This is a genomic window from Salinisphaera orenii subsp. orenii MK-B5 (assembly GCF_003788635.1).
In the GTDB taxonomy this organism is placed as follows: domain Bacteria; phylum Pseudomonadota; class Gammaproteobacteria; order Nevskiales; family Salinisphaeraceae; genus Salinisphaera; species Salinisphaera orenii.
Window position 1 is genome coordinate 333,431 of the sequence record NZ_AYKH01000001.1, and the last position, 23,191, is coordinate 356,621.

Sequence of the window (23,191 nt, forward strand, 5' to 3'; positions counted from 1 at the left end):
ATCTTCGCTGTGGCAGAACGCGCGTCGTCAGCCGGCCGCCGGCGTCTCGAGCACGACCTTGCCGATATGGGGGGCGTCCATGCGCTCGTGCGCGGCCACGACATCGGCCAGCGCGTAGGTCGAATCGATGACCGGACGGCAGCGGCCCTCGGCCCAGAGGGGCGTCGCGAAGTCCGCGAGTGCCGCGGCGATTTCCGCCTTGGCCTCGACGCTGCGCGCCCGCAGCGTCGAGCCCGTGAACGTGACCCGCTTGGGCATGAGATGCCGCAGATCGATGGTGGCTTGCGGGCCCTGCATCAGCGCGATCTGAACGACGCGCCCGTCCACGGCCGCGACCTGCAGATTGCGATCGACATAGTCTCCGGCGACCATGTCCAGCACGACGTCCACACCGCGGCCGTTGGTGCGGTCGTGGATCTCGGAGACGAAATCGACCGCTCGGTAATTCAGCGCCACCTCTGCACCCAGCGCCCGGCAGCGCTCGCACTTGTCCTCACTGCCGGCGGTGACGTAGACCGTGGCCCCGCGCGCCACGGCGAGCTGGATCGCGGTCGTGCCGATGCCGGAACTGCCGCCGTGGACCAGCAGCGTCTCGCCGGCCTTCAACCCGCCGCGCTCGAACACGTTCGTCCAGACCGTGAAGAAGGTCTCCGGAACCGCGGCCGCCTCCACCATCGAAAAGCCGTCGGGCACCGACAGCGCGTTGCGGTCGTCGACCACCGCGTATTCGCTGTAGCCGCCGCTGGCGACCAGCGCCATGACCCGGTCGCCGACGGCGAAGCGCTCGACGCCGTCGGCCACGGCCACCACCTCGCCGGCGATCTCCAGCCCGAGCACGTCGTTGGCGCCCGGCGGCGGCGGATAGTTGCCCATGCGCTGCATCACGTCGGGCCGATTCACGCCGGCCGCCGCCACCCGTACGAGCAGTTCGCGCCCGGCCGGCCCCGGCACCGGCCGGGATTCGGTTCGCAGCGCCGCCGGCCCGCCCGGCTCCGGGGCGGTGACGACGGTCATGGTCTCGGGCAAGGCTGCAGCGTTCATGTGGTCTCCGGCTTGAGCAGAATCTTCATCGCGTCGCGGTTTCGGGCCCGCTCGAACCCGTCGATCGCATCCGCCAGCGGGAGGCGATCGGTGATCATTTCGGACAGGCGTTCTCCGTGCTCGGCGAGTACCGCGAGCACACGCGGCCATGCCGCGGCCTTGGTGTCGTGTGCCGCCCGCAGCTGTTTCTTGTCGCGCACGAGTTGCGTGAGCGGAATCTCGATCGGCTGGCTGTGGATACCGGCGACGACCAGGATGCCGCTCGATCTCAGCACGGCGAGGCCCTGATGAACGGAGTCCACGACCCCGGTCGCCTCGATGACGCGATCGACCGGCCGGCTGAAGACGCGCTGCACGGCGTCGGCCAACGGCTCGTCGGCCAGGTCGACGCAATGTTCGACGCCCATCCGGCGGGCCAGCGCGAGCCGACCGCTGTCGTGCAGCCCGGCCAGGAGCACCGGCGCGCAGCCGCGGTGCTGGGCCAGCCAGGCCAGCGCCACACCGATGGGCCCCGGGCCCAGAACCACCACCGCGTCGCCGGCCGCGCATTCGCCCACGTCCAGCGCGTTCTCGGCGATCGACAGCGGCTCGCTGAGGGCGGCCAGATCGAGATCCAGGCCCTCGGGCAGCCGATAGCAGTTGCCGGCGGGCACGTTGACGCGGGCGGCGAAGCCGCCGTCGATGTGCAGGCCGATGACTTCGCGCGCCTGACAATCCTGGGGACGTTCGGCGCGACAGTGGAAGCAGTCGCCGCAGGCCGTCGTGGGCCATGCGGTCACGCGATCGCCGACGCGAAACGACGTCGTGGCGCTGCCCGCAGCGGCGACGGTGCCGGCGAATTCGTGGCCCAGCGTGACCGGCAGCCGGTCGTGCATGAACTCGTAGCCGGGCGTCGACTCGTAGACGTGCAGATCGCTGCCGCAGATGCCCGTGGCAGCGATCTCGATCTGCACCTCGTGGGCCGCCGGCGGGCCCGGCTCGTCCACCTCGACGACGTCCAGCCCGAACGCGGTGCTCGTCTTGCGCAACGCCAGCATCACTTCTCCTCTGTCCTCGCTTTACCGACGGCCGCTTGTATCGGTTTCTGTCTTCGCAGCCGGCCGTCGCATAATCGGATTGAGCACAACCCGATGCTCGTTACATGTAATTTGTTATAACGAATACTGGATAACAACTTCTCACTCTGTCAACCCACGCCCTCGCTTATGGAAACCGACACCACCGGAAAGCTCTCTCAGGTCACGAAGAACAACCTCAGCGATCTGGCCTATCAGCAACTGCGACGCGCGCTCATGCGCAGCGAGCTGCCGCCCGGCGAGCGCCTGCGTCTGAGGCCGCTGTCCAAACATCTCGGGATCAGCGCGACACCGATCCGCGAAGCCCTGATCCGGCTGGTCTCGGAGAACGCGCTGAAACTCGACGCGCGGGGCACCGCGGTCGTGCCGTTGCTCAAGCTGGCCGAGCTTCGCGAGATTCAGTCACTGCGGATCATGCTCGAGGGCGAGGCCGGCACGCAGGCCGCCCAGCGCATCACCTCGGCCGAACTGGAGGCACTGCGGGCGATTCAGCACGAGATCGCCGACTGCCATGCGACGGAGGATTTCGACCGCGCATTGCTGCTCAACGAAAAGTTTCACTTCGGGGTGATCACGGCGAGCGGCATGCCGATCAACTATCAGATCCTCGAGACGCTCTGGATGCGCTGCGGGCCGATACTCAGCCATCTCTACGACACCGGAAACTTCAGCTGGGCGGTGCATCCGCACGATGTCGTGCTGGAAGGGCTGGAAACACAGGACGGCGCCATGGTGCGCGAGGCGATCCGACGCGACATCATCGAGGGCGGCCAGAGCCTGATCGATTATCTCTCCGCCCAGGAGAATCCCCCGATGGCGCGTCGGGCCAGTCGCTGAAGCACGGCGATCGACCGCAGCGGCCCGTGAGGACGCGACGTCGCGGATCGTTGCCGCACGCGGCCTCGCCCCGCCCTGTCTCGCAAGAATTCAAATAAGTCCGGCCGGCTCGACGCGGCGCAGCCGGCCGCCTCCAAGCGGACCGAGCTGGCCCATGCCATCGCAGCCCGGCCGCCACGCGACGATTGCCTTGTCGAGCGCGCAGAGCGTGACGGCCGATCCGCGGCGTCAGCGCAGAATCAGGAGCGGAATGGTCGCGTGGCGGATCATTTCGGTCGTGGTGCTGCCGATCAAAAGATGACGGATGCGGGAATGACCGTAGGCGCCCATCACCAGCAGGTCGATGGCGTGGCGCTGCTGGTAGTCGCGCAGACTGGTCTCGATCTCGCCGGTCAGCGTCTGCGTGTGCACACCGGCACAGGCGTCGTCGAGATGACGGCCGGCGGTGACCAGCTGTTCGGCGAGCGCCTCGCTGTCCTGGCCGACGAAGACGATGTGGCACTCGGCCTCGCGCAGCAGCGGGCTGGTGGCGATGCGCTCGATCATCCGCAGTGCGGTGCGGCTGCCGTCGAAGGCGATCAGCACACGCTTCGGTGCACCGAACCCGGGCGGCGTGATGAGGATCGGACAGTGCAGTGACCGGATCGCCCGCTCCAGATTGGAGCCCAGATGCTCGCGCGCGGCGTCGGCGTTGGTGCCGCGCTTGCCGAGCACGAGCAGACGGATCGAATCCTCGATCTCGACCAGGGCCTCGACCAGCGCGCCGTTGCGCAGCCGGGTCGTGGCGTCCGCGACCCCGGCCTCACGGGCGCGCTCCTGGGCGGCGCGCAGCATCAGGCGCCCCTGCTCCTGGGCAAGCTTGGCGCGTTTTTCGTCGAGCGAGGCCAGCTCCTCCAGCAGATGCTCGCGGGTGCCGAGCCCGATCTGTCCGCTGGCGTCGGACACGCCCGGCTCGGCGTGGTTGTCGATGACGTGCAGGATCGACATCGGTGCCGTCAGACGCCGGCTGGCCCAGGCCGCGGCGTCGCAGACCGCCGAGGCGTACTCGGAGTCGTCGATGCAGGCCGTTATCGTTTTATCCATTGTGTTGTCTCCTCAGTGGCCGCCCATGAGATCTTCCACCGCACCGGGCTTGTCGTGGACGGCGAATCGGTCGACCAGCGTGGCGCTGGCCTCGTCGAGCCCGACGACCTCGACGTCGGTGCCCTCGCGGCGGAACTTGATGACCACCCGGTCGAGCGCGCCGACCGCGGTGATGTCCCAGAAATGCGCCCGTCGCACGTCGATCCGGACGTGTTCGAGCGTCTCCTTGAAGTCGAAGGCCTCGCTGAAGCGATCCGCCGAGGCGAAAAACACCTGCCCGACCACCTCGTAGGCCCGCCCCGTGCCGTCCTCGGTGGGTGCGCTGTCCACGCGCAGCACGCGCCCGACCTTGTTGGCGAAGAACAGCGCGGCCAGCAGGACGCCGACGAACACGCCGATCGCCAGATTATGCGTCACCACGACCACCACCACGGTCGTGACCATCACGATGTTGGTGCTCATCGGATGCTTGCGCAGATCCCGCAGCGATTCCCAGCTGAACGTGCCGATCGCCACCATGATCATCACCGCGACCAGCGCCGCCATGGGGATGAGCGAGACCAGCGGCGACAGAAACACCACCATGATCAACAGGAACACGCCGGCCGCGAGCGTGGACAGCCGCGTACGGCCGCCCGATTTGATGTTGATCACCGACTGCCCGATCATCGCGCAGCCCGCCATGCCGCCCAGCAGGCCGGAGCCGATGTTGGCGATGCCCTGGCCGCGGCATTCGCGGTTCTTGTCGCTCGGCGTGTCGGTGAGGTCGTCCACGATCGTGGCGGTCATCATCGACTCCATCAGGCCCACGACCGCCATCATCGCGGCATAAGGGAAGATGATGCGCAGGGTCTCCAGACTCAGGGGCACCTCCGGCCACAGGAACACCGGCAGCGTGTCGGGCAGCTGGCCCATGTCGCCGACCGTGCGCACATCGATGCCGCTGAGGACGTAGACGCTGGTCAGCACCACGATGCAGATCAGCGGCGACGGCAGGATGCGCCCGACCCGCGGCAGATAGGGGAACAGATAGATGATCGCCAGCCCGGTCGCGGTCATCGCATACACGTGCCAGGTGACGCCGGTGAGCTCGGGCAGCTGGGCCATGAAGATGAGGATCGCCAGCGCGTTGACGAAGCCGGTGACCACCGAGCGCGACACGAAGCGCATGAGCGCGCCGAGTCGTAGCCACCCCGCCGCTATCTGCAGCACGCCGGTCAGCAGCGTCGCTGCGAGCAGGTACTGCAGCCCGTGATCCTTGACCAGCGTGATCATCAGCAGCGCCATCGCGCCGGTCGCGGCCGAGATCATGCCCGGGCGCCCCCCGGCGAAGGCGCTGATCACACAGATCGAGAACGAGGCATAGAGGCCGACCTTCGGGTCGACACCGGCGATGATCGAGAAGGCGATCGCCTCCGGGATCAGAGCCAGCGCGACAACCAAGCCGGCCAGCAGATCGGGACGCACGTTGGACAGCCAGCGGTGAGCTATGGTCTGGAGCATTCGATATCTTTCCGTCACGAATTGACGTGGCCGAAAACAGGGCCACGAGAAGGAGCACGCCCGATTCAGTCGCCGGCTACCGGCGACCGGAGGACATCGGGATCGACACCGAGCGATCGGATCGATGGGCGCGGGGGCCCTGCTGCGGACAGCGCGGGCCGAGTTCAGGATGCGGCCGGATCGACGCGCGAGCGCGCATCGACCGAAGCCGACCCGGGGCTAGGGCGGACTGCACCGGTGGCGTGAGTCACGGCCCTGCGGGCGGCTTTCGAGTCGCGTGGTCAAATCCGGATCCTGTGGTCAGTGTCCGCGGGGAAGACCTGGCGCGCGAACAGGGGCGCGGAGGATAGCACAGCGCTCGCCGGCATTTGCAGCGCGCCGTCCGCGCCGGACACCCCGGCCGGCGCCGGCGCGCCTCGAACCGACGCTGTTCACAGCCGCTGCAAAGGCGGATACTCGACGGCGCGACGGGCCACTGTCGCCGCGGGCGCCGCAGTGCGACGCCCCGCCCACCCCTCATCCGTAGGCCAAACCCATGTGGTTGCACACCCGCTGCGATCTGACGTTCGACTTCGCCGTGCCGACGCCGCTGATTCTGATGCTCCGCCCACGCAGTGAAGCGCACCAGTGGGTCGCGCGCGAGACCTACGAACTGTCTCCCGGCGTACACGCCTTCGAGTTCACCGACACCTACGGCAATCGCTGCCAGCGCCTGACCGCACCGCCCGGCGCGTTCGCGATCGCCACGACCGCGGATGTCCGCGTCGCCGACACCGCCGGCACCGCGCCGGGGTCGCCGTTCGTGGATATCGAGGCACTGCCCGACGACGTGCTGATCCACCTGCTGCCGAGCCGCTTCTGCGAATCCGATCGCTTCGGCCGGATGGCCGCGGAGATCGCGGCCGGCTGCGCGCTGGGCTACGATCAGGTCGCCGCGATCACGGCCTGGATCCGGGCCGGGGTGCGCTACGAGCCGGGCACCAGCGACGTGCCGATCACCGCCATCGACGTGAACCAGCGTCGGGCCGGCGTCTGCCGTGACCTGTCACACCTGGGCATTGCGCTCTGCCGCGGCCTGAGCATTCCCGCGCGACTGGGGGTGGGCTATCTACACGGCCTCGTGCCGATGGACATGCACGCCTGGTTCGAGGCCTATGTCGGCGGCCGCTGGCACGTCTTCGACGCCACCCAGGCCGGGCCTGTCGCCGGCTACGTGGCCGTGGGCTACGGGCGGGATGCCGCCGACGTGGCCATCTTCAACCAGTTCGGCCCGCCGGCGAACACCACGACGCAGGAAGTCGCGGTCTCGCGGATCGACTAGGGCCTGTTAACACTTCATGCGAACGCCGCGTCGGAGATCGCACATCGTGTGCTGCAAGCGCGAGTCGCCGATCGTGGCGAGCCACGATCCGGACTGGCAACGCCGCGGAGTGCCCATGGTTGTTTCAGGGGCGGCTCAACCCATAGGGCCAAGCGCCCCATGAAATGAACAAGGTGCGGCATTCCAGTGTTGTCGCACGCTGGCGCAGACTGATTGCGCCTTGCCTTGCCGCCCATAGTCGATTTTCAGAAAGCGCTTGGCGCGGGCTCGCATGAAGCGTTGACAGGCTCTGGCCGCGGGCACTCGCGGGGCAAGGCCGCTCGTCGCCCTCACGCGCGATAGGAGGCACCGGATCGGCGCGCCCGCGAAAGGCGTCGCCCCGGCTCGGGCCGTGGCGCCGCCATGGCAGAATGCGCGGTTTGGCGCACCCCGAAACGGAGGCCGACATGCAGCGCGCCCTCGACATTCCCGCCGACGGCGGCACCATCGACGCTCACATCGTCACACCCGACGATGCCGCCGGGCCGATGCCGCCGGTGGTGCTGTTCACCGACATCGGCGGGCTGCGCCCCTGCTATCACGACAAGGCGCAGCGTATCGCCGACGGCGGCTACGCCGTGCTCATGCCCAACGTCTATCATCGCGACGCGACCGGCCCGGTGGTGCCGGAGGGCAAATCCTTCCGCGACGACGACGTGCGGCCCACACTGTTCGAGTACGCCGGTCATCTCACCGCGGAAGCCCAGGCCCGCGACTTCGACGCCCTGCTGCGCTGCGTGGACCACGAATCCGAATTCGCCGCCGGCGGGGTCGCGGTCGTCGGCTATTGCATGACCGGCGCCTTCGCCCTGCGCATGGCCGCCTGGCATCCGCAACGCATCGCCGCCGCGGCGGGCTTTCACTCGGCGCGCCTGGCCGCGGCGGACGACCCCGACAGCCCGGTGCACGTCGTCGACGCCATCGAGGCCCGCGTCTATCTGGGTCATGCCGACGGCGACGAGCTGCTGCCACCGGATCAGATCGGGCGTCTGGACGCGGCCCTGGCCGCCGCCGGGGTGGACTTCACAACCGAGCTCTACCGCGGCGCGGCCCACGGCTACACCGCCGCCGACGCGCCGGTCTACAACCCGACCGCGGATGACCGACACTATCGGCGGCTGTTCACGCTGCTCGGAGAGACCATCGGCTGAGCGCTTGGCGACGGCCAAGGGCGGGAGGATGTCGGCGAGCGTCCGAGGGCGTGTTTGCCGACGGATCCCCAGGCCGAAGGGAAACACCTGAGCGGCCGATTCGATGATGCGCACGAACGCGTCGCGCGCTCACGGCGGCCGCCGACCACGCAGCGCCAACGAATTAGGACGCGCACGCTACGGCTCCGATCCGGCCAAACGTGGCCCGTAGCCAATCCGCGTCGTCCTCGCCCGTAGCCCGAAAGCCAGGGCCGGCGCGCATGCTAAGCCGCTGCCATGGGGGCGGATCCCAAGCCATCACGTCCCGGGCGGCTGCCGGTGTGACCCCTACTCCAACCCGGCCGCTCTATGCATCAGGATTCTTGCCGGAGCAAGGCTCAGGCGTGCCCTACCGGGCCAAATCGGGCCGACAACCCGATCGGACTCAACGATTCGACAGCACCCCGGGCTCTGCCCGGCTATCGCTCATCGCACGGGGACCACCACCCGGCGCATCGATCTACCGGAGCCGGCCACGCCGAATCCGTGACCGCACGCGCCGGTGCGGCGTCGTGACGACACCGAGACCCGTGGCGGCGCCGTGCCGAAGAGCGCGCCTAAACCGGGTGGCCAACTCTGTGACACGGCGCCTGTGCACCACGCCGCACGGCGGGCCGCGCGTCGTCAGACCGCGTCCGGCTGGGCGCCGTAGGTCCGGAACTTCTCCAACACCCGATCGATTTCGGCGCTGTCCAGCAACACCGGCCCGCCGAGCTGCAGCGACAGGACATACTGGCGCGCCAGCTCCTCGACCTCCACCGCCAGCGCCACGGCCTTGTCGAGGGTGGCGCCGCAGGCGATCATGCCGTGGTTGGCCAGCAGACAGGCCAGCCGGCCGTCGAGGGCGGTCAACGCCGCCTCGGATAGCGCGGCCGTGCCGAAGGTGGCGTAATCCGCGCAGCGGATGGTGGGCCCACCCGCTGCCGCGATCATGTAATGCAGCGGCGGGATCTCCCGACGCTGGATCGAAACCACCGTGGCGTACGGCGCATGGGTATGCACCACGGCGTGAACGTCCGCGCGCTGCTGCAGGATGTCGCGGTGGAAGCGCCACTCGCTGGTCGGCCGCAGCCGGCCGTCGAAACCGCCGTCCATGTACATGGGCACGATGTCCTCGGCGCCCAGCCGGTCATAGCCCATGCCGGTCGGCGTGACCAGCAGGCCGTCGCCGTGGCGCACGCTGATATTACCGGTGGTGCCATGATTGAGGCCGGCCGCGGTCAGCGCCCGGCCGTGGTCGATGATCGCCTGCCGCGTGGCGTATTCGGACATGACGGCTGTGCTCCGGCATCAATTCCAGCCGCCGATTCTGCCACGCGGGCGCGCCGGATGGTTCCGGCACCGACGGGCCCGAGCGCCTCCGGAACGCCGCCCGGCCCGGCCACCGACCACAGCGGCGGCGCCCGGCCGCGCCGCATCGCCCCGCGCGATCAGGCGGCGTCGCGGACCGCGGGTGCTTCGGGGCCGTCGGCGTTGGCGGGCCCGCCCCGCCTTGTCGACGCCGAGGCACGCGGCGCCAGCGTGGGGGCGAAGCGCCGCAGACGCAGCGAGTTCGTCAGCACGAAGACGCTCGACAGGCTCATCGCAGCCGCTGCCAGCGCCGGGCTGAGCAGCCAGCCGGTCCACGGATAGAACACGCCGGCGGCGAGCGGTATCAGCAGCACGTTGTAGCCGTAGGCCCAGCCGAAGTTCATGCGGATGGTGCTCATGGTGCGCCGAGCCAGCGCGATCGCATTGACCACGCCCGCCAGGTCGGCGCGCATGAGCACGACGTCGCCGGACTCGATGGCGATGTCGGTGCCGCTGCCGACGGCCACGCCCACGTCCGCGCGGGTGAGCGCCGGGGCGTCGTTGATGCCGTCACCGACGAACGCCACGCGGGCGTGGTCGCGCTGCAGGCGCCGGATCTCATCGGCCTTGGCATCCGGCATGACGCCGGCCATCACCCGGTCGATGCCGAGCTCATCGGCGACCGCGCGGGCGGTGGCCTCGTTGTCGCCGGTGAGCATGGCCACATCCAGGCCCAGATCGTGCAGCGCATCGATGGTGTCGCGCGCCTCGTTCCGGGCCGGATCGGCGACCGCGACGAGTGCGGCCAGCCGCCCGTCGATCGCCGCGAACAGCGGCGTGCGCGCCGCCCGGGCGAGGCTGTCGGCGCGCGCGTCGAGAGCCGCGGTGTCTATGCCGAGCCGCTGCATGTAGCGGGCCGCGCCGATCTGCACGCGCCGGCCTTCGACCTCGGCCTCGACGCCTTCACCCGTGTGCACGGCAAAGTCGGTCGCCGCCAGCAGATCGTGGCCCGCATCGCGGGCGGCCGCGACGATCGCCGCGCCCACCGGATGCTCGCTGAGCGCCTCGACCGCCGCGATCCGGCGCAGCACAGTGTCGCGGTCGAAGTCCGCGACGGGCTCCAGCTCGGTCAGCGCGGGCGCGCCCTCGGTGAGGGTGCCGGTCTTGTCGAAGACGACCGTGTTGACGCCCGCCAGCTGCTCGATCGCGGTACCGCGCCGGAACAGCACCCCCATGGCCGCGCCGCGACCGGTGCCGACCATGATGGCCGTGGGCGTCGCCAGCCCCATGGCGCAGGGGCAGGCGATGAGCAGCACCGACACGGCGGCCACGAACGCCAGCGCCAGCGCCGGGCTGGGGCCGAGGATCAGCCAGGCGACGAAGGTGGCCACCGCGATGGCCATCACGATGGGCACGAAGACCCCGGCGATGCGATCGGCGATGGCCTGGATCGCCGGCTTTTCCGCCTGCGCCTCCTCGACCATGCGGATGATCTGGGCCAGCACCGTGTCGCCGCCGACACTCGTGGCGCGGATCTCGAGATGGCCGCTCTGATTGACGGTGCCGCCCACGACCTCGGCGCCGGCGGTCTTTTCCACCGGCACGGGCTCGCCCGAGATCATGGATTCGTCCACATAGCTCTCGCCGGAGACCACCTGCCCGTCCACCGGCACGCGCTCGCCGGGCCGCACCGAGACGACGTCGTCGACCACCACCGCGTCGACGGACACCGCCTGCCAGTCGCCGTCGCGACGCACCCGCGCCGTCCGGGCCTGCAGCTGCATCAGGCCGCGAACCGCCTGTGACGTCCGGCCCCGGGCCAGCGCCTCGAGATAGCGCCCGAGCAGGATCAGGGTGACGATCATGCCCGCGGCGTCGAAATAGGTGTTCGCGGTGTCGCTCGGAAACAGCTTCGGTACGGTGAAGGCGGCCAGCGAATAGAAGAACGCCGCGTTCGAGCCGATCATCACCAGGCTGTTCATGCCCGGAGCGGCGTGCCGCAGCTCGGCCCAGCCCTGGGTGTAGAAACGCCGGCCGGCCCAGAACAGCACCGGCAGGACGAGCAATAGTTCGAGCCCCTTCCAGGCGCGCTCCGGCATCAGCCCGTGCATCGCGCTCGCCACGCCGGGGACCATCGGCGCCATGGCGATCGCGAACAGCGGAATCGTGAACGCCGCAGCGAACAGCACGGCCCGCTTCAGGCGCCCGGCCTCGTCGGCGTCCCCGGTGTCATCTTCGGTCGCGGTCTCGTCGGCGTCGAGCTCGACCGGCGTATAGCCGGTCGCCGTCACGCGCTCGAAGATGGCGTCCCGATCGACCACGCCGGCCAGATACTCCACCCGCGCGCGCTCCGTGGTCAGATTGACCGTCGCCCGGATCACGCCGTCGAGCGCGCCCAGGCGCTTTTCGATGCGTGCCACGCAACCGCCGCAGGTCATGCCCCGAACGCCGAACTCGAGAGTGTCGGCGATCGGCGTGTAGCCGGCGTTCTCGACCGCTTCGAACAGGGCGCCGACGTCGTTCGCACCAGCATCGAAGTCCACGCGCGCCCGTCCGGTCGCGAGATTGACGCGGGCATCGCGCACGCCCTCGACCTTCGCCAGGCCCTTCTCGACGCGGGCCACGCAGGCGCCGCAGCTCATGCCGTCGACGCCGAAATCGATCTGCTTCGTGTCCGTTCGGGCCATATCGGCCTCCCCCGCCGCTAGCGGTATTTGAGAACGTCCATGAGCTCGGCCACGATCGCGTCCTCGTCGCCGCGCTCGTGGGCCGTGACCACGTGATGCTTGAGATGCCCGCGCAGGATCAGATCACCGGTCTTGGACAGGGCGCCGTTGACCGCCTTGATCTGCTTGAGCGCGTCCACGCAGTAGACATCGTCGCGCTCGAGCATGCGCAGAATGCCGTCGACGTGCCCGCGAATGGAGCGCAGGCGCGACGCCGCATCCTCGCGGATGTCCGGATCGATCGCGAGGCGATCGCAGCAAGTCTTGCTTTCCTCGGCCATCAGGCGGCCCGGGCCGTGTAGCCCGCCTCCTCGACGGCGGCGATCAGCGCCTGCGTATCCGCGCGGCCCTCGACCGCTGCCTCGCCGGCCTCGAGATCCACCGCGGCGACCCGATCGACGCCCGCGACGCCGGCCAGCGCGTCCCGCACGGCCGACACGCAATGGCCGCAACTCATGCCTTCGATTTGCAACCGAATCATCTTCCTCTCCTGAAAACATCCACCCCCTATGGGGTGGGGTTTGATTGAAGTAGGCTAGGATGCGTGCTGCGTCACGTCAAACCAGACCGCGAAAATTCGCTATTGGAATGAGAACTGAGATCTATGTAATCGGCCACGGCGGCATGAGGTTACCCCCTCACCACCTGGGGTAAGACAAGGCCAGAAGCTTTCTGAAATATCCGCACTATTACGGGGATAACCGATCAGGCGTATCCGTTTACCAATCGTCCATCACGCCACTGGTGGCCTATGCCTCATTCCACCTCGTATCCGATAACGCGGCGAGGATGCCGCATTCGCGTATCGGATGCTCCCCGTCGCATGCACTCTGTAGTTGTCGCAGCCGCGCAGCCAGCGTCTGCAACTGTCTAATGCGTTTTTCGACTGAATGAAGTTGCGTCGCAATCAGGGTGTCGACGCCATCGCACGGTGAGTGCGGATGATCGGCCAGCCGAAGCAAGTCCGCCACCGCGTCGATCGAAAAACCCAACTGCCGTGCGCGATTCACGAACGCCAGACGCTCGATGTCAGCGACTTCGTAGTAACGATAACCGTTCGTGCCACGGCGCGCCGACGGCAGAAGACGCACGCGTTCGTAATAGCGGATGGTCGATGCCGGACAGCCGGCGCGGCGTGCTGCCTGCGCAATGGTGAACATTTCTGATCCCTCTTGACTTTGAAGTTACTTCAAGGTTGATCATCAGGCATCAGAAGGTCAAAAGGAGGAATCAATGACAGGCTGTTGTGATGAAAATGATGCGCATCTGCAACAGATGCGCAGTCAGCAAGCCCGGATGCTGTGGATGGTACTGGCCATCAATGCTGCGATGTTTCTGTTCGAGTTCACCGCCGGCTGGTGGGCGGCGTCGACCGCCCTGCTCGGCGATTCACTGGACATGCTGGGCGACTCGCTTGTCTACGGCCTGAGTCTATTCGTCGTCGCGCGAAGCGCACGCTGGAAAGCCGTATCGGCGGGTTTCAAAGGGATGGTCATGCTCATCTTCGGCCTGCTGGTTCTGAGCGAAGCTATCAACAAGGTCATCAGCGGACATACGCCGCAACCGACCATAATGGCGGTTGTTGGAATGCTAGCGCTCGCCGCCAACGTACTATGTCTACTTTTACTTACTCGTCACCGCGACGACGACGTCAACATGCAATCGTCCTGGATATGCTCTCGCAATGACTTGTTTGCCAATACTGGGGTGATCCTGGCGGCAGGCCTGGTTGCGCTCACGGGGAGTATCTGGCCGGATATCATTGTCGGTGCGGCCATTGCGACTTTGTTCCTTTATTCGGCCTTCGGTGTATTGCGCGAGGCGAGGCTTAGCTTTGCATCATCGACGCCACCTGAGGAAAGCCCGGCCCGGTAGCGTCGAAATCAACTCGATGGGGCTTGCGGTCATCTATACGAAGAGTGTAGCCGCGATCTTCGTCAACTCACTCTAGCAACGGCCGGCGATATTCTTTGATGCGATGGCGAGCGTGAGCGAGTAGCAACGAGCGAGTTTAATGATGGGCTTCTATAACGACGTAGTGTTACCACGGCTTTGTCATATGGCTATGCGTAACCGCCACTTCGCGCCCTATCGACGGCGTGTGTTATCCGGCACGCAGGGCGAAGTCTTGGAAATCGGCATCGGCTCCGGCCTCAATCTGCCGTTTTACGGACCGCATGTCCGCGCCATTCACGGCTTGGAGCCGTCACCACAGTTGGTTCGCATCGCGCGGCGCGCGGCGGAGCACTCCGCCGGACGGGTTACGCTGATCGAGGGCTCGGCGGAAGCCATTCCGTTTGATGACAAGAGCCTCGATACGATCGTGACGACCTGGACGCTGTGCAGTATCCCGCATGCGGGCCGGGCGCTCGCGGAAGTGCGCCGCGTGCTCAAGCCCGGCGGCCAACTTCTGTTTGTCGAACACGGCTTGGGCCCGGATGCAACTGTGGCCCAATGGCAGCACCGACTGACGCCTTTATGGTCGCAGGTCAGCGGCGGCTGTCACCTGGATCGCCCGATCCAGGCATTGATCGCACAAGCCGGCTTTGACTGTACACACCTCGAAACCGGCTACATGAAAGGTCCGAAGCCCATGACCTATATGTACGAAGGCCGGGCCGTTCCGAAGTAGACGCCGCATTATTCACCCGGTAATCCCCCCGGAAAACGACGCAGGTCAAAAGCGGAATTTTCTCGTAATCTAACCCGAGGAGGTTCCCGTGAAGACATCCCGTTATACCGACAGCCAGATCCTGGCGATCTTGAAGCAGGCGGAAGCCGGTACGCCTGTACCACAGCTCTGCCGCGAGCATGGCATGAGCTCGGCCACGTTCTATAAGTGGCGCAGCAAGTACGGCGGCATGGACGCCTCGCTGATGGCGCGCATGAAAGAGCTCGAGGACGAGAACCGACGGCTCAAGAAGATGTACGCCGAAGAGCGGCTCAAGGCCGAGATCGTGCAGGAAGCCCTGGCAAAAAAATGGTGAGGCCATCTCGCCGACGCGAGATGGCCCGACGCAGCGTGATCGAGCGTGGCATCAGTATCCGCCTGGCCTGTCTGGCCTTTTCGATCAGTCGGACTTGCTACGGCTATCAGCCGAAGTTATCCGATGAGAACGCCGAGATCGCTGACTGGCTGATCCGGTTGACCGACAACCAGCGCAGCTGGGGCTTCGGGCTGTGCTTTCTATATCTGCGCAACGTCAAAGGCTTCCGCTGGAACCACAAGCGCGTGTACCGGATATATCGCGCGCTGGAGCTCAACCTGCGGATCAGGCCGCGTAAGCGCTTGAAGCGTGATGTGCCGGAGAAACTGTCTGTGCCCATGGCGCCCAATCAGGTCTGGTCGATGGACTACATGCACGACCAACTCAGCGACGGCCGCAGCTTCCGGTTGTTCAACGTGATCGATGACTATAACCGCGAAGGCCTGGGCATCGAGGTCGACCTCTCGTTACCGTCGGCACGCGTGATCCGCAGCCTGGAACAGATCATCGAATGGCGTGGCAAACCCGCCGCGATTCGCTGTGATAATGGCCCGGAGTACGTCAGCGGCACACTGATCAACTGGGCGAAAAGCGAGGGCATACGGCTGGACTACATCCAGCCCGGCAAGCCGCAGCAGAATGCCTACGTCGAGCGCTACAACCGCACGGTTCGCACCGACTGGCTCAACCACTATTTATTCGAATCCATCGCCGAGGCACAGGAAGCCGCAACGCGATGGCTATGGTCCTATAATCACGAGCGCCCGAACATGGCGCTTGGCGGCCTCACACCCATGCAGAAACTCAGCATGGCGGCTTAGCTCCGCTTCTGGCTTGCGTTAAAAATGGGGGGATTACCACCCGGTTGCCTGAAAAAATAACGACCCCGTACCCCACTCCGGGTATTGTTCGCGGCGGATGTGTGGTCTATAGTAAATTTATGAAGTCCACCCTTGTCCACGCGCTGATCTCGATGCTGGTGTTCACCAGCGTGCTGGCCAGCCCAGCGGTCATGGCGTGGACAATGCCGGCCGAGAACACGTCAAGCGATTGCACGTTGTGTCAGGCCGACACCACGAAGTCGCAGCATTCCACCGCGGCGACTTCGACTTGCGCAGTGGCCATCTGCGGCATGATGGCTGATGTTGCGCATAATACGGCCGGGATCACGCCCCAGCCGCCCGCGGTACCCACGTTTCATATCGAAACGCATTTGGGCCGCCAACTCGAGGGGCCCGACCCTTTTCCCCCGCGAGCTATCCACGCTTGATCTGTCTGACGCCTGAGCGCGTCACCAATTCCGGCTGAGCTTACGCATACCGCACCTCTGCGGTCTGTGCTGGCCTGTCATGCGATACCAATGATTACGTCGCATGTGCGCGCCAAACGGCTTTCCGGGCATCCCTAGATCACGTGGAGTTCTTCCCATGACCCTATTACGCAATGCGACCATGACGCGGCTGATGCTCATGCTCGTTTTGTTTGTCTCGACCGGCGCGGCTATCGCGGCACCGGTACAGGCCCGTCTTTACCACAACCCCGGCTGCATATGCTGTGAGCAGTACGCCGACTACCTCAATGCCAAGGGGTACGACGTCGACGTGCTCGACACCGACGATATGGCGGCTCTCAACGAAAAGCACGGCGTCAAACCGGCGTTGTCGTCTTGTCACACCACCCTCATCGGCGACTACGTCGTCGTTGGTCACGTGCCTGAACCGGTTGTCGCCAAGCTACTGCGCGAAGAACCCGATATCCGGGGTATTGCGCTACCCGGCATGCCGAGCGGCTCGCCGGGCATGCCCGGCAAAAAGAGCGAATCGTTCGTCATCAAAACGCTGAATGGCGACGTCTACACGACGTATTGAGCCTGTATTCAGGCAATTACCGAGGTATCAATCATGAAAAGTTGTAATTCCGAAGCATCGACTTCGTCGTCCGACTCGGGCCATCCAGCCCGGCGCTGGCTCGAGCCGCGCAGCGTATTAGTCGGCGGTGTTGCAGCCGCGGCGGTCGGGCTCGTATTCAACTGGAACTGGGTCGTGGCCATCGGGGCCGTCCCGCTGCTGTTCACCCTGCCCTGCATGATCATGATGGGCTGGATGATGTGGAGTATGCGGCCGAAAGCCATTAACGATACAACGCCCCGGCACGAATCAAACACTCAAATCCCTTATTCACAGCAGACAGCGCCGTCGAGCGCGCCTTCTGCCCAATCCAAAGAGGACTAGAACATGCGTACAAAAGTAAAAACGATCATCGCCGCTGCCCTGATCGCGGGGGTGCCCGCCGTATTCGCCGCCACGCAAGGCGACGGCACGAAGTCGGCATCCGCGGACAACATGGGCCACATGATGCAAGGCCAGGACGGCAAGAGCCACGGCATGGGCATGATGGGCGATGGCAACATTGCCATGATGAAAATGATGGGTCAGATGAACGACATGATGGAAACCTGCAACAAGATGATGCAGAGCAAGATGGAGAATATGAACGGCCCGGACGGTTCGACCGACAAGGGCTAGACACAACCGCGCCGGCGGCCACCGGAATTGGGGCCGCCGGCCTCTTCTTCATCGAACAGGAGTATAGAAATGAGCCTACGTCTAGGCGATACCGCACCGAATTTTCAGGCCGACACCACCGAAGGCCGGATCGATTTCCACGAATGGCTCGGCGACGGCTGGGGCATGTTGATGTCGCACCCGGCCGATTTCACACCGGTCTGCACCACGGAGTTGGGCGCGGTCGGCGGACTCAAGGAAAAGTTCGCCCAACGCGATGTGAAAGCCATCGTGGTCTCGGTGGATTCGGTGGATGATCACAAACGCTGGTCGGCCGATATCGAGGAAACCCAAGGCCAGTCCGTGAACTTCCCGATCATAGGCGACTCCGACCGCAAGGTCGCGGAACTCTACGACATGATCCACCCGAACGCCGGCGACACATCGACGGTGCGCAGCGTGTTCATCATCGATTCCAGCAAGAAGATCCGGATGACGCTGACCTATCCGAAGAGTGCGGGACGCAACTTCGACGAGATCCTGCGGGTGATCGATTCGTTGCAGCTGACCGACAACTACAAGGTCACCACCCCGGCCAACTGGCAGGACGGCGACGACGTGATCGTGTCGCCGGCGTTGTCCAATGAAGAAGCCGAGAAGCTGTTCCCGGCCGGCTGGAACGAGCTCAAGCCCTACCTGCGGATGACCAAGCAGCCGAACAAATAACGGCTGAAAGCGTGCTCCCCTCGGATACAGGCACGTAGCTGTATCCGGGGTTTTAGGCAGGAATACGCAGCGCGCCATCCGAGTTTGGCATAGCCCGCACTATACATAACGTCAGACCTTTGTTGGCAGGGTTGGCCTCCAATATGCAAATCCAAGCCCCGCGCAAAAACGTGGTCGAGGAATACGCTCGGATTGCGGGTCGCTATGACCGGAGGTGGTCGCACTATATTGATGCGACAACGCGGAAAACGATCGCACGCTTGCCGCTGCGCAAAGGCGATCGATTACTCGATGTCGGCTGTGGAACGGGCGCCCTGCTTTATCGTCTTGCGGCCGTTCATCCCGCAACTCGACTCGTGGGCGTGGATCCGGTACCCGCCATGCTCAAAATCGCGCGCCGCAAACTCCCGTCTGATATCGCGCTTCATGAGGGATGGGCAGAGCAGCTCCCATTTGCCGACGCACAGTTCGACCTCGTCGTTTCCTGCAGCATGTTTCACTACGTCACGCAGCCGCTAGATGCACTGATCGAAATGCGGCGCGTGCTGCGCCCCGGCGGCCAGCTCGTGCTCACGGACTGGTGTGGCGACTATCTGATGTGCCGGTTGTTCGAGCGCTATCAACGGCTGCGCGCTCATGCGCACGCACGGACCTATCGAACGCATGAGTGCGCTCGAATGCTCAAAGAAAGCGGCTACGCCGCCGTGCAGATCGAAACCTACAAAATCAATTGGCTCTGGGGGCTCATGACCGCCCGTGGTACCCATGCTCAAGCTTAATTTCCTACCGAAACGAAAAGATCGGCGAGAAGCCCGATGGCGATGAACGCAGATTTGCTGTTCGTCTGCCTGGCGTTGGCCGCACTGGGCCTCGTGTTGTTGGCCGTGGTCTTCCGCACATTGCTACGCACTGCGCGCAGCGGGTGGATGATAGCGGCTGTAGTGCTAACCGCGGCACTGCTCTGGATCGATATCGTCATCGTCTGGTGCTTGGTCGAATACAGCCTGTTTGCTGTCGATTTTAGTAGTGACGGTTTGCGCACACTCCTCGAGCACGCTGGCCCCTGGGCGCCTGCGGCTTCCATCGGCCTGATGACAGCTCATTCTTTCGTGCCGTTTCCGGCCGAGGTGATCGCCATCGCCAATGGCGTCGTCTTCGGCTCCTGGTTGGGTGTACTGCTCACCTGGGCTGGTGCAATGATCGGCGCAATACTGAGTTACGAGATCGCACGGGCCTTGGGCCCGGCCACGCGGACGCGCTTGGTTCCGCTGCGTTACCAGGCGCGGTTGGACGCATTCGTGAGTGATAGCAGTATTTCGACACTGCTGACCGCGCGCCTGATACCGATCATGTCCTTCAATCTGGTCAATTACGCCGCGGGACTCGCCGGCGTACCGCGATGGACGTTCGTCTGGACCACCGGCGTAGGTATTTTGCCGCTGACTGTACTGAGCGTACTGCTCGGCAGTCAGGCGCTGCACCTGCCGGTCTATATCTGGATTCTGGCGGGGGTTGCCGTGCTGATCCTGTTCGGCGCGGCGCGCGTCATCCGATCGCGGGGCGCGCATGAGCGAAACCGCGAGCACGACCATTCCAGGGCGCGGGATCGCCGCCGCCAAAACGCCACGCGATGACGATCTGGACGAATCTTTTGCTGGCGCTGTTCGCCGGCGTGCTGCTCAATCTCACGCCGTGTGTGCTACCCGCTTTGCCCATCAAGTTGCGCACGATCGCGCGTGTGGTTGGCAGCGGTACGCGACAGCGCTTTTTGGCAGCGATCGCGCTGCTGGCCGGCACGCTCTCGTTCTTCGGCGCGCTCGCTTTGGCGACCGCCATGCTGAACTGGACCTGGGGCACCCTGTTCCAGGCGTTCTGGTTTCGAGCGGCACTGGCTTTCCTGCTCGCTGGTCTCGGCGTTTACAGTCTCGCAGGACGCGGCGTGCAACCGCCCCAATGGGTCTACCGCGTCCAGGGCAACGGCTATGCCGAACCCTACTTGGCCGGTTTTCTGGCCGCGGTCTTGTCCGCGCCCTGCACCGGACCTTTCCTGGGCGGCGTCATGGCGTTTGCTCTCACGCAGGCGCCGAGCACGATCTTCGCGCTGTTCATGGCGGTGGGCGTCGGGTTGGCCCTGCCCTACCTCGTTCTGCTGGCCCGACCCCGACTGCTGACACGCATACCACGCGGTGGCGCATGGCTGTCACGCGTGCAGCAGGTCATGGGCCTGATTCTCCTGGCCGGCGCGACGTTTTTTGCAACGACCGTGCTCGCGGAACGCGTCGGCACCCTGCTGTGGACCGCCTGGCTCGGGACCCTGGCTTTCTGGTTGATCCGCGCATTGGTGGTCGGCCCCGGATTCGGCGCACGTTTAGTACCGGCGCTCGTCTTAGTCGCTGGCGTGGCCGGCGCCGTCACGCTCGGCTTTGATCGTGGGGCCGGCGCACAGCGCGCGTTGCCTTGGCAGCCGCTAACGGAGCGCGCGCTTGCCGAGGCCCGCACTGCCAGCGCGCCGGTGCTTGTCGAGTTCACGGCGGATTGGTGTATCAACTGCAAGGTTCTGGAACAAACCGTTTACGCCGACGCCGCGATTGCGCAAGCCGTCGATGCAGCCCAGATGCGCGTTCTACGCGCCGATCTCACCCGGCCGGACGCTGCGCTTGACGCCTACCTACGATCCTTCGGTGGCGCCGGCCTGCCCTTCGCCGTGGTCTTGAAGCCGAGCGGGACCGTCCACCGGCGCCTGCCCGATTTATTTACGGTCAGCACATTGAAAGCGGCCATCGAAACCAGTGGAGAGCAGACGCGTGTCGACCCGTAAGAGTTTTGTCCTCTCTTGGCTATTGCCAGCGACCATCGCGATCACGGTCAGCGGCCTTTTTCTTTTTTGGCAATGGACCGTGCCTAGTACGGAGTCCGAAGTGCAATCGACGACGGACCAGTCAACAGTTAATAACCGGGATGCCAAGCGGGACGTTGTTGACCTCTATACCGCATCAGAGTCATCAACAGCCTCGAAGTCCGTCCCACCGCGTTTTAGCGCGGCCCACGTGAATCTCGGTGCAACGCGCGACGGCAATACGATCCAAATAGAACTGGACATCGCGTCGGAGTGGCATATCAACGCCAATCCCGCCTCCTTCGACTTTCTTATTCCGACCGACATCAAAGTATTGGCGAACGGCGTGCTGTTATCGACCGAGCTTGTATACCCAGCGGGCGATGAACTCGACGTCGGCCTTGAAGACCCGATCCGGGTGTATTCGGGTAAGGTTAAGTTGATAGCGGCCCTGGATGAAGTTGCCGACAACGACATATCCACCGTCGAGGCCGTGGTACAAGCCTGTAATGACTCGGGGCTTTGCCTTCCGCCCTCAACGCTTTCTACGTCGCTTCCGAGCACCGCGAACCCATCGCTACCTTAAGCTTCAAAAGCTCTAAGGTCTTCGATCGCTAATGTAAGACGAGCCCGGAATATGTTCGAGCTCGCATGCATGCGCCGCGCGCCTTAGAACCAGCCAACCTCGATGATTTACAAAAACGTTTTTTTGCTCGAGAAAAAACTTAGCCGACGGCCATTGCTAGCCTCGCCTATTTTGATATAGTCAAACCATGCGTGCCTTCTTGGTTCTAATTTTGCTGTTGCAAGCCTTGGTCGCCCAGGCGGGCGTTCCGGGGATATCTTGCCTGCACGATTCCGAGCACGCTAACGCGGAAACATCCGCTGTTACGAACCCGGGTGCGACGGCCAGCGAGCACTCGCACGCGACGAAGCACGTCGAGGGTAGTGGCGACTCCCCATCCCATGATCGATGCTGCTGCTCGGTCATGGGCCATTGCTCCTCAAGTGCGGTCAACACCAGCTTCCCAACTGATGCGCTGTCTCCCCCTGCGGCGCACTTGGTAAGCCGTGCGCTTGTCGCGGTCGCCCCCGGGTTCGAACATCCTCCCTATCGGCCGCCGTCTACTCGCGTCTAATTGAAGCTTTTGGTGCATTAATGATGCGCCGAACATCAATCAGAACGGTGGTTGCGGCTTTCGCATAGCGTTTCACTAGGAGATTGTTGAAAGTCGCCACTTGGCGGTTATCTCAGCAAAGTCCTAGAGCGCCGTGCTGCGTCACCGTTCCCACGGAGACGCATTGTGCGAACTTGGAAAATTGTCATAGCGACCCTACTCGTGAGCTTGCTCATCGTAGGCGCCGCAGCCGCCGGAGTCATTTATTCCGGTGTTTATAACATCGCGGCGACTAGCGAACACTGGCCGATCACGCGCTGGGCATTACAGAAAACGGTCCATCGCTCGGTTGAAAAACAGGCCTCCGGCATCGAAGCCCCGAAGCTGGGCTCTGAAGACCAGTTACTGGCAGGCGCTGCCAACTTCGACGCCATGTGCAGCGATTGTCATGCCCCGCCCGGCGGCCAACAGTCGGTCGCTGCGCGCGGCATGTACCCCAAACCACCGGAGCTTACCCATGCGGCCAAAGAGAAAAGTCCGGCTGAACTCTTCTGGGTAATCAAGCACGGCATCAAGGCATCGGCCATGCCTGCCTGGGGCGCATCGCATAGCGACGAGGAGATATGGGCGATGACCGCCTTCGTCGAGCAACTGCCGAGCATGTCCGCCTCCGATTACCGGCAGATGCTGCAGACCGCTAAGGCTCAGGGCATCGGCCATGGGGACGAAGGCCATCACGATGAATCTGACGAGAGCCACGGTGGCGGTCACGCCTCGGACGAGGCCAGCGGGCATCCAGACTCACACGGCGAGGCCCAAGAACAGCCCCATTCAGATCCGAACGGTAGTGCTCATGCACACGGCTGAGCATCACGGACTCGTCCATCTACAGAACACGAATTCAGGAGCACCCT

General features: G+C 64.7%; 25 protein-coding genes. 15 read left to right on the top strand and 10 right to left on the bottom strand.

Features of this window, described 5'->3' with window-relative positions:
• Positions 1-27: 27 nt before the first annotated feature.
• Both SAOR_RS01595 and SAOR_RS01600 read right to left on the bottom strand, forming a co-directional pair.
• The gene (locus SAOR_RS01595; RefSeq protein ID WP_221179837.1) at positions 28-1,041 is read right to left on the bottom strand and encodes an NAD(P)H-quinone oxidoreductase; all 1,014 of its coding nucleotides are present in this window, start codon (positions 1,039-1,041) and stop codon (positions 28-30) included.
• Positions 1,038-2,078: a zinc-dependent alcohol dehydrogenase gene (locus tag SAOR_RS01600; protein WP_123629909.1), complete on the bottom strand. Its 1,041-nt coding sequence runs from the start codon at positions 2,076-2,078 to the stop codon at positions 1,038-1,040. Before SAOR_RS01600 ends, SAOR_RS01595 begins: the two co-directional genes overlap by 4 nt.
• Before the next feature lie 168 nt (positions 2,079-2,246).
• Here SAOR_RS01600 and SAOR_RS01605 point away from each other — a divergent pair, with 168 nt between their 5' ends.
• The gene (locus SAOR_RS01605) at positions 2,247-2,954 is read left to right on the top strand and encodes a GntR family transcriptional regulator (RefSeq protein ID WP_123629910.1); all 708 of its coding nucleotides are present in this window, start codon (positions 2,247-2,249) and stop codon (positions 2,952-2,954) included.
• A 228-nt stretch (positions 2,955-3,182) separates the two neighbouring features.
• Here SAOR_RS01605 and SAOR_RS01610 read toward each other — a convergent pair whose 3' ends face one another.
• Positions 3,183-4,037, bottom strand: a complete 855-nt coding sequence (locus tag SAOR_RS01610) for a universal stress protein (protein ID WP_123629911.1) — start codon at positions 4,035-4,037, stop codon at positions 3,183-3,185.
• A gap of 12 nt (positions 4,038-4,049) precedes the next feature.
• Entirely contained in the window at positions 4,050-5,540 is a 1,491-nt protein-coding gene (locus tag SAOR_RS01615) for a SulP family inorganic anion transporter (protein WP_123629912.1), read from the bottom strand.
• A gap of 535 nt (positions 5,541-6,075) precedes the next feature.
• On the opposite strand from SAOR_RS01615, the gene SAOR_RS01620 reads away from it, so the two are divergent.
• A complete protein-coding gene (locus SAOR_RS01620) occupies positions 6,076-6,861 on the top strand; it encodes a transglutaminase-like domain-containing protein (protein WP_123629913.1) in 786 nt (261 codons plus the stop codon).
• 446 nt (positions 6,862-7,307) lie between these two features.
• Positions 7,308-8,051 (top strand): dienelactone hydrolase family protein, encoded by a 744-nt coding sequence (locus tag SAOR_RS01625; RefSeq protein WP_123629914.1) that lies wholly within the window; start codon positions 7,308-7,310, stop codon positions 8,049-8,051.
• A 663-nt stretch (positions 8,052-8,714) separates the two neighbouring features.
• Here SAOR_RS01625 and SAOR_RS01630 read toward each other — a convergent pair.
• The 5 genes from SAOR_RS01630 to SAOR_RS01650 all read right to left on the bottom strand — a co-directional run bounded on the left by SAOR_RS01630 (position 8,715) and on the right by SAOR_RS01650 (position 13,266).
• Positions 8,715-9,362 (bottom strand): class II aldolase/adducin family protein, encoded by a 648-nt coding sequence (locus SAOR_RS01630; protein WP_123629915.1) that lies wholly within the window; start codon positions 9,360-9,362, stop codon positions 8,715-8,717.
• A gap of 158 nt (positions 9,363-9,520) precedes the next feature.
• Complete coding sequence (locus SAOR_RS01635) at positions 9,521-12,067, bottom strand: heavy metal translocating P-type ATPase (RefSeq protein WP_123629916.1); 2,547 nt, start codon at positions 12,065-12,067, stop codon at positions 9,521-9,523.
• Between the two features lie 17 nt (positions 12,068-12,084).
• The gene (locus SAOR_RS01640; protein ID WP_123592596.1) at positions 12,085-12,387 is read right to left on the bottom strand and encodes a metal-sensitive transcriptional regulator; all 303 of its coding nucleotides are present in this window, start codon (positions 12,385-12,387) and stop codon (positions 12,085-12,087) included.
• A complete protein-coding gene (locus SAOR_RS01645) occupies positions 12,387-12,587 on the bottom strand; it encodes a CopZ family metallochaperone (RefSeq protein ID WP_123592597.1) in 201 nt (66 codons plus the stop codon). Before SAOR_RS01645 ends, SAOR_RS01640 begins: the two co-directional genes overlap by 1 nt.
• A 268-nt stretch (positions 12,588-12,855) precedes the next feature.
• Complete coding sequence (locus tag SAOR_RS01650) at positions 12,856-13,266, bottom strand: MerR family transcriptional regulator (RefSeq protein WP_123629917.1); 411 nt, start codon at positions 13,264-13,266, stop codon at positions 12,856-12,858.
• A 73-nt stretch (positions 13,267-13,339) separates the two neighbouring features.
• Here SAOR_RS01650 and SAOR_RS01655 point away from each other — a divergent pair, with 73 nt between their 5' ends.
• From SAOR_RS01655 to SAOR_RS01675, 5 genes are all read left to right on the top strand, one after another.
• Positions 13,340-13,981 (top strand): cation diffusion facilitator family transporter, encoded by a 642-nt coding sequence (locus tag SAOR_RS01655; protein WP_123592599.1) that lies wholly within the window; start codon positions 13,340-13,342, stop codon positions 13,979-13,981.
• A 142-nt stretch (positions 13,982-14,123) separates the two neighbouring features.
• Entirely contained in the window at positions 14,124-14,738 is a 615-nt protein-coding gene (locus SAOR_RS01660; RefSeq protein ID WP_123629918.1) for a methyltransferase domain-containing protein, read from the top strand.
• An 88-nt stretch (positions 14,739-14,826) separates the two neighbouring features.
• Positions 14,827-15,914 (top strand): IS3 family transposase gene (locus SAOR_RS01665; RefSeq protein WP_123629919.1). Its coding sequence is split into 2 segments (ribosomal slippage): positions 14,827-15,088 and positions 15,088-15,914, totalling 1,089 coding nucleotides; the frame shifts between segments, so codons are not numbered across the junction.
• A gap of 119 nt (positions 15,915-16,033) precedes the next feature.
• Positions 16,034-16,363, top strand: a complete 330-nt coding sequence (locus SAOR_RS01670) for a hypothetical protein (protein WP_123629920.1) — start codon at positions 16,034-16,036, stop codon at positions 16,361-16,363.
• Positions 16,364-16,520: 157 nt separating this feature from the next.
• Positions 16,521-16,961, top strand: a complete 441-nt coding sequence (locus SAOR_RS01675) for a DUF411 domain-containing protein (RefSeq protein ID WP_123629921.1) — start codon at positions 16,521-16,523, stop codon at positions 16,959-16,961.
• 8 nt (positions 16,962-16,969) lie between these two features.
• Here the strand turns inward: SAOR_RS01675 and SAOR_RS16755 are convergent, their stop codons facing one another.
• Entirely contained in the window at positions 16,970-17,143 is a 174-nt protein-coding gene (locus SAOR_RS16755) for a hypothetical protein (RefSeq protein ID WP_185015508.1), read from the bottom strand.
• Positions 17,144-17,327: 184 nt separating this feature from the next.
• On the opposite strand from SAOR_RS16755, the gene SAOR_RS01680 reads away from it, so the two are divergent.
• The 7 genes from SAOR_RS01680 (at position 17,328) to SAOR_RS01710 (ending at position 23,144) form a co-directional block, all read left to right on the top strand.
• On the top strand, positions 17,328-17,618 hold the full coding sequence (locus tag SAOR_RS01680; RefSeq protein ID WP_123629922.1) for a hypothetical protein: 291 nt from the start codon (positions 17,328-17,330) through the stop codon (positions 17,616-17,618).
• A gap of 69 nt (positions 17,619-17,687) precedes the next feature.
• Positions 17,688-18,323, top strand: a complete 636-nt coding sequence (locus SAOR_RS01685; protein ID WP_123629923.1) for a peroxiredoxin — start codon at positions 17,688-17,690, stop codon at positions 18,321-18,323.
• A 143-nt stretch (positions 18,324-18,466) separates the two neighbouring features.
• Positions 18,467-19,102 carry a class I SAM-dependent methyltransferase gene (locus SAOR_RS01690; RefSeq protein ID WP_123629924.1) on the top strand — a complete coding sequence of 212 codons (636 nt, stop codon included), beginning with the start codon at positions 18,467-18,469 and terminating at the stop codon, positions 19,100-19,102.
• Between the two features lie 36 nt (positions 19,103-19,138).
• The gene (locus SAOR_RS01695) at positions 19,139-19,957 is read left to right on the top strand and encodes a TVP38/TMEM64 family protein (protein WP_123629925.1); all 819 of its coding nucleotides are present in this window, start codon (positions 19,139-19,141) and stop codon (positions 19,955-19,957) included.
• Positions 19,954-21,141: a protein-disulfide reductase DsbD family protein gene (locus SAOR_RS01700; protein WP_123629926.1), complete on the top strand. Its 1,188-nt coding sequence runs from the start codon at positions 19,954-19,956 to the stop codon at positions 21,139-21,141. Before SAOR_RS01695 ends, SAOR_RS01700 begins: the two co-directional genes overlap by 4 nt.
• The gene (locus tag SAOR_RS01705; RefSeq protein ID WP_185015509.1) at positions 21,128-21,745 is read left to right on the top strand and encodes a protein-disulfide reductase DsbD N-terminal domain-containing protein; all 618 of its coding nucleotides are present in this window, start codon (positions 21,128-21,130) and stop codon (positions 21,743-21,745) included. The genes SAOR_RS01700 and SAOR_RS01705 overlap by 14 nt, the downstream gene beginning before the upstream one ends.
• Positions 21,746-22,499: 754 nt before the next feature.
• Positions 22,500-23,144 (top strand): c-type cytochrome, encoded by a 645-nt coding sequence (locus SAOR_RS01710; protein WP_123629928.1) that lies wholly within the window; start codon positions 22,500-22,502, stop codon positions 23,142-23,144.
• Positions 23,145-23,191 lie beyond the last annotated feature (47 nt).